This window comes from Nocardioides sp. WJ219 (assembly GCF_058559815.1).
The window spans coordinates 24,898-31,624 of the sequence record NZ_JBZUJV010000018.1; the positions used below are offsets into that span (position 1 = coordinate 24,898).

Here is a 6,727-nt window from a genome sequence, read left to right on the forward strand (position 1 = left end):
CAGGTCGCGTCCGCCTGCGTTCCAAGATGCGCATCCTGCTCCTCCGCTTCACTGATCAGCCGTAGTGGCCGTGATTGGTGTGGCGCGTGGCCGAGCGCGCCGGACAGAAAATGGTCCGGGCGCGGAACGGTCGTGACCAGCGACCGTCCGGCCTACTAGCGCCTCTCGCAGCTGAAGCAGAGACGCGATGGACGGTTGCACGGCCACCCAGCCCGGGTGGCCGTGCAACCTGGAGGTGGAGCCGGCTGGGCCGGGCCGGTCCACCGGTTAGTGAGTGCCGTCAGGCATCTTTCCCGAGGGTCAGCGGTCCGGCAGCGCCGACGGGCTCGGCGACCGACTCATGAGCGGCCGGGTCGGCGCCCCCGGCTCCGTGACGCTCGAGCGCCTGGCCCTCGAGGTCGACCCGAGGCAGCAAGCGGTCGAGCCACCGCGGAAGCCACCAGGCGCGGGCGCCGACGAGCTTCAACACCGCCGGGATCAAGGTCATGCGGACCAGGAACGCGTCGGCCAGGATGCCGAACGCAAGGGTGAATCCGACCGACTTGATGATGGGGTCGCTGCCGAGGATGAACCCGGCGAAGACTGCTCCCATGATGAGCGCGGCTGCCGTGACGACTCGGGCGCCGTGCCGGAAGCCCTCCGTCACCGCCGTGGTGGGGTCGGCGCCGTGAACATACTCCTCACGCATCCGCGAGACCAGGAAGACCTGGTAGTCCATGGCGAGTCCGAACAGGATGCCGATGATGATCACCGGCATCAGCGACACGATCGGTCCGGTCTGTTCGACCCCGAACAGTTCAGCGGCGAATCCCTTCTGGAAGATCGCGACCGCACCGCCAAAGGCCGCTCCGATACTGAGGAGGAACCCTGCGATCGCGGTGAGTGGCACGATGATCGAGCGGAACGCCAACATGAGCAGCAACATGGCCAGCCCAATGATCACGCCAAGGAACGGCAGCAGCGCACCTCCGAGCTTGTCGGCGATGTCGATGTTTACGGCCGTCTGGCCGGTGACCATGATCTCAGCCCCGGAACTCTCCTCCAGCTCGTTCGCGCGGTCCCGAACTGCGTCGACGAGGTCCTTGGTCTCCTGCGTCGAAGGCCCGCTCTCGGGAACCACCGAAATGATCGCGGTCTCCTCGTCAGGAGCGATCTCGGGCTCGCCGACACTGGCGACATCGTCGAACTTCGCAAGCTCGGTCGCGACCAGCTGAGCCGGCTCGGCAACGTCGGTACCGTCCACCACGACCGCAAGCGGACCGTTGAACCCGGGTCCGAACCCGGCCGACAGCAAGTCGTACGCCTCACGATTGGTCTCCCCGGGTGCAGCGACGGAGTCGTCAGGCATGCCGAGTCGCATGTCAAGCACGGGGACTGCGACCGCGCCGAGAGCCACCACGACAAGGAGAGTGGCGGCGAGCGGGCGACGGACGACGATCGCGACCCACCGGGCGCCGAGCGTCGGCTTCTGCGAGCGGGGGCCCGTCTCGTGGTTCTTGCCCTTGGCCAGCCGGGTTCCCGCGAAGCCCAACAGTGCAGGCACGAGGGTGACGGCGACGACCACGGCCACGGCCACGGTCCCGGCGGCGGCTAAGCCCATGGCGGTGAGGAAGGGGATGCCGACGACGCTGAGCGCTGCGAGCGCGATCACCACGGTGGCGCCGGCGAAGACGACAGCGCTGCCGGCGGTTCCCACCGCCAGTGCTGCCGCGTCCTCTGGAGTGGCGCCTCGATGGAGTTGTGTTCGATGCCTCGACACGATGAAGACCGCGTAGTCGATGCCGACGGCGAGCCCCAGCATGAGAGCCACGGTGATGGCGCTGGCGTTGAGGTCGAAAATGCTGGTGGCGGCGAAGATCCCGGCCAGTCCTGTGCTGACGCTGATGAGTGCCGTCAGCAGGGGTAGGCCGGCCGCCAGGAGCGTCCCGAAGGTGATGAAGAGGACGAGGGCCGCGACGGGTAGGCCGATCACCTCGGCCAGCGGCGACTCCGCAGGGGCCACGACCGCATCCCCGCCGAACTCGACCTGCAGGCCCGCATCTTCGGCGTTGCGGGCGGCGCTCTGGACGTCCTCGCGGACCCTGTCGTCGAGGTTGTCCGCGTTGGCGGTGAAGGTGACCTGCGCCAACGCGATCCGTCCGTCTTCCGAGACGAGTCCATCAGCCACGGGGTCACTCACAGCAGCCACGCCGGAGGCCTCTCCTACCTCCGCAAGCGCCTGCTTCATGGCAGCTTGCTGCGGCGGGTTGAGCGAGTCCCCTTCAGGGGCGGCGAAGACGATTCGTCCCGACGCGCCGTTTGCTTCGGGAAGGCGCTTGTCGAGTAGGTCGATCGCACGTTGGGACTCCGTGCCCGGGATCGAGAACGCGCCGCCGGTCGGTTCGCTGAGCGTCACTGCGCCGACACCGACCACGCCGAGCAGGACGATCCACATCGCCAGGAACAGTCGTCGCCTTCTGAAGGCGGTCCGGCCGAGCCGGGAGAGCAAGATTGCCATGGTTGATTCCTCTGTCTGGATTGGGTTGCCCCAGACTTGCGAGACCACGCCGTGACCAGCAGTAGCCGTGGTAGCGACTACGTGGTGCCTAGAGACCGAGGCGGCAGTACTGCGGTACTGCAATCAGCTGGCCGCCCTCGGCTGGCGCTACCTCAGGCCGGTCTGTCAAGGGAATGGATCATCGCTACCGGGAACGCGGCGGCTCACCGATGTGCACGTCGACGCGTCAGTTCACCCGGGCGTTTGCGTTCGTAGCGGCACATGGATTGGGCGAGCGTTGTCGATGTAGGAAAGCGGGTTCGGCGAGCAGCGTGAAGCTCGCCTGATCGACGGGGCGCGCGTGTCGAACCTAGCTGCGAATGAGCCGGTAGCGGCGTCCACCGCTAGGCCGCGATCTTGCGCACCGTCATGGGCGTGGGTCGTAGCGTGTTGATGCCGCACCGGAAGCGGTCTGCAATCTCGAGCCCCCTCCGCGTTTTGCGATTAGTCCACCCCTGGTCCGAGCGGCACTAGGCGTGATGAAGCCGCCGCCGTGCTAGCCGGCGACCCCGCTCGTGGGGCGATCGGGCTAGTTGCGGACGGCGCAAGGGGCCATGCCAGTGCCTATGGGGGCCGTGAAGGACTCGTGTCAGCGGGCGGCGCCTTAGGTCTCCACTCCCTCGCGGGTGGCTTCACCAAGCCACGGGCGCGCCGCACGCAACTGCACGAGAGGGGCGCAGCATCTTCACAACTAGTCCCGGTCGATCAGGCCGGCGCGGACGGCGACCAAGACGGCCTGGACGCGGTCGCGCGCGCCGATCTTGGCGAAGATTCGGCCGACGTAGTTCTTCACCGTCGACTCCGCCAGGTAGAGCTCGGCTGCGATCTCGGCGTTCGTAAGGCCGCTGCCGATATACACGAGAATCTCGCCCTCACGTGCCGTGAGGGTTTCGACACCCAGGTCGGCCGGCTCGCTCGAACGGTGGGCAGTCTGCTCGGGCGCTCGGGCCCTAATGCGCTCGACGAGTCGGCGCGTGGCACTGGGGGCAATGACAGCGTCGCCGGCCGCAACGGCGCGAATGGCAGAGAGCAATTCACCGGGTTCGGCGTCCTTGGTCAAGAATCCGCTAGCCCCGGCCTCTAGTCCTGCCAGCACGTACTCGTCGAGATCGAAGGTCGTCAGCAGCAGGACCCACGGACCGGTCGTCGCGTCGGTCTTGCCCTCAATGATCTGCTGAGTCGCCGCGATACCGTCCGTGCCGGGCATCCGGACATCCATCAGCACGACGTCCGGCAGGAGCGAGCGGGCCTCGCGCACGGCACCGCCCCCGTCCCCGGCTTCGCCCACCACATCGATGCCTGCCTGGCCAGCCAAGAACATACTCACTCCCATGCGCTGCAACGGCTGATCATCGACGATCATCACCCTGATCACAGCGTCTTCAATCTCCTGCATCAGTGACGTCCTCCGCAGCGTCTAGGGGGATCCTCGCCCGGACCGTCCAATGACCCGCACGCGGGGCGGCGTGCACTTCGCCCCCGTAAGCCTGTGCCCGCTCGGTCATGCCGATGATGCCGTGCCTCGACCCGGCTGTCCCGCCGGATTGAGCCACGTGGGGCCCCATGCTATTGCGAACCATGACTTGGACCTCCGGCGCTGCACCATCGCGCGCGACGCTCACCTCGATCGACGGACTCGGCCCTGCGTGCCTAATCGCGTTGGTCAGCGACTCCTGGACGATCCGGTAGATGGCCAATTGGCGACCGTCGGACATGCCGTCCAGGTCACCGGAGAGCGACCAATCAACTCGGGCACCTGCCGCTGTCGCCGAGTCGACCAACTCGACCACGTCAGCGAGTCCCGGCTGCGGTGTGAGCGCCACGCCTCGAGCACTGTCGTCGTTGCGCAACACTTCCAGGACCCTTCTAACGTCTCGGACCGACGAACGGCTGACCTTCCCGATCGCGTCGAAGGCACGCACAGCGTCCTCAGGAGTGCTTCTCACCGAGACTGCGCCCCCGTTGGCCAGCGACGTGATCACCGAAAGGTTATGACCGATGATGTCGTGCAGCTCTTGCGCGATCCGAGTTCGTTCGGCAAGGACGGCAGTTCGAGTCGCCTCTGCTCGTTCGAGGACCCCCTGCGCAATGCGGCTCCGGACGAGGCCTCCGAGCAGGTACGAAGCCGCACACATCCCAAGGACGGACAGGGCCCCACGAAGCCGCGTAGCGGTCGTAAGGACCTCGTCTTCGTAGGCTGGGACCAGGACCGCCGTCAGGGCGGTAAGGAGAACGACCCCGGTCAGGAGGAGAGCAGGGCGGCTTCGCGTACGGAGACCGAAGTTGAACAAGAGGACCCATACAGCGAGATAGACCCACGGCATCTCGGTCACGTCTGTGACGGCGAGGCCCGCTATGAGTAGGAGCGCGCTGAAAGCGACCGTGAGGGCGACAACGGGGACGCGGCGCCGCAGCACTACGGCACCGTTGATGGCGACGGTTGCCGCCCACCCGTACGCGTCAAGTACGGGGGAGGCTGTGAGACTTGAGACCGAGCAGAGCAGAACAAGGGCGACGTCCCAGACGACCGGCACACGTGCGTCTATCGATCGCACGCGACTCACTGGTCTGCAATTCACCGGACCTCAATCCTCCGCCTCGTAGCACCGATCGCCGACAGATTGGTAAGCGGGCGGGTGTCGCCCATCCCGGGTGGCGGTGCCGACCGGACTGCTGCCCACCAACGGTAGGGCCGTACCGTCGAGTCGTCTCCGGCCCCCGGTACCGGATCCTGGGGTGGTGTAGTACCACGGGCCCATCTCGGCTCTGCTGAGACAGCAGCTTCGGGGCGCGGCGACATCCAGACGGGCTCGTGCCGCGCTGCGGGCTCCGCCCGACCACGCCGAGAGCCGCGGGGAGCTGCCACGAGTCGGGCTGCGCGCGTTAGGTCTCTCTACTCCGGGAGAGGTAGAGCGTCATCACGCCGGCGGTCTCTAGGTCCTAACGCAACACCGGTGGTTCGAACGGTCGGCCGAGCATGTCATTGAGGGTCTCGGCTGGGGTTCGCCAGTCCAGGGTCTGGCGGGGTCTGCCGTTGAGTTGGCGGGCGACGGTGGCGAGGTGGTCGGGGTCGAACTGGCGCAGGCTGATTCCTTTGGGGAAGTACTGACGCAGCAGGCCGTTGGTGTTCTCGTTCGAGCCGCGTTGCCACGGTGAGTGGGGGTCGGCGAAGTAGACGGCCATGTCGGTGGCCAGGGTGATCTGGCGGTGCATGGCCATCTCTTTGCCGTTGTCCCAGGTCAGGGATCGCTTCAGCTCGGTGGGCAGGGTGTTGATGGTCGGCACGATCGCGTCGTAGAACGCCTGGGCGGTCCGGCGTCCGGGCAGGTGGATCAGCAGCACGTAGCGGCTGGCGCGCTCGACCAGGGTCCCGATGGCCGAGCCGTTGTCGCGACCCACGATGAGGTCGCCCTCCCAGTGGCCCGGGACGGCTCGGTCGATGGCCTCGGCGGGGCGTTGGCTGATGGGGATCGTCTCGACCAGCTTCCCGCGCCGTTCGTCGTGGCTGGACCTGGCCCGGGGCGTGCGGCGCTGGCGTTGGGTGCGCAGGTGGACGGTCAGCTCGCGTTTGAGGCCGCCGCGGGCCTGGACGAACAGCGACTGGTAGATCGTCTCGGCACAAACCCTCATCGCGGGGTCTTCGGGGTGGTCCATCTTGATCCTTGCCGCGACCTCTTGTGGTGACCACAACGCCTGCAGCCCGGCGATGACGTAGTCACGTAACGGCCCCGGCGTGGCTAGCTTTGAGGTCGTGCGGTGCGTGGTCGACGCCCGGGCCTCAGCCTTGCGCTGTGCCGTGGAGGGACGATAGTCCCCGCCGGCGTTGGCGTTGCGGCGCCGCTCACGCCACACCGTGGACCGGTCACAGCCCACGGCCACCGCGATCTCGGCGTCCCCGCGGCCAGCAGCCGACATCAATCCGATCGTCTCGCGCTGCTCCGCGCTCAGACGGTGATAGCGGCGCCCGGGCTGCCCGGCCCGTGAAGGTGGAGGAATCACCCCGCCACCATCAGCCAGCCACTTACGCCCAGCCCACACCGACACACCCACCTCCAACGCCGCGGCATCGGGATGAACACCCGCCCTGAGCAACCCCCAGAACGCCTCGCGGACCACGCCCCCAACAGCCACACCATGCGGCACCCTCAACACCCCCAGATCAAGGTGTTGCACTGGGACCTAGAGACCGCC

General features: G+C 67.2%; 4 protein-coding genes. All 4 read right to left on the reverse strand.

What is annotated here, in order from left to right:
• Positions 1–280 precede the first annotated feature (280 nt).
• Positions 281–2,497 carry an MMPL family transporter gene (locus tag AC4MBH_RS24475; protein ID WP_491798029.1) on the reverse strand — a complete coding sequence of 739 codons (2,217 nt, stop codon included), beginning with the start codon at positions 2,495–2,497 and terminating at the stop codon, positions 281–283.
• Between the two features lie 730 nt (positions 2,498–3,227).
• Positions 3,228–3,932 carry a response regulator gene (locus AC4MBH_RS24480; protein WP_491798030.1) on the reverse strand — a complete coding sequence of 235 codons (705 nt, stop codon included), beginning with the start codon at positions 3,930–3,932 and terminating at the stop codon, positions 3,228–3,230.
• Positions 3,919–5,070 carry a sensor histidine kinase gene (locus AC4MBH_RS24485; protein ID WP_491798031.1) on the reverse strand — a complete coding sequence of 384 codons (1,152 nt, stop codon included), beginning with the start codon at positions 5,068–5,070 and terminating at the stop codon, positions 3,919–3,921. The genes AC4MBH_RS24480 and AC4MBH_RS24485 overlap by 14 nt, the downstream gene beginning before the upstream one ends.
• A gap of 406 nt (positions 5,071–5,476) precedes the next feature.
• A complete protein-coding gene (locus tag AC4MBH_RS24490) occupies positions 5,477–6,679 on the reverse strand; it encodes an IS30 family transposase (protein WP_491793048.1) in 1,203 nt (400 codons plus the stop codon).
• Positions 6,680–6,727 lie beyond the last annotated feature (48 nt).

What these genes read in the sequence shown, in the direction of transcription:
- AC4MBH_RS24480 (WP_491798030.1), bottom strand. Translation starts at nt 3,932, where the DNA reads ATGCAGGAGATTGAAGACGCTGTGATCAGGGTGATGATCGTCGATGAT.
- AC4MBH_RS24475 (WP_491798029.1), bottom strand. Translation starts at nt 2,497, where the DNA reads ATGGCAATCTTGCTCTCCCGGCTCGGCCGGACCGCCTTCAGAAGGCGA.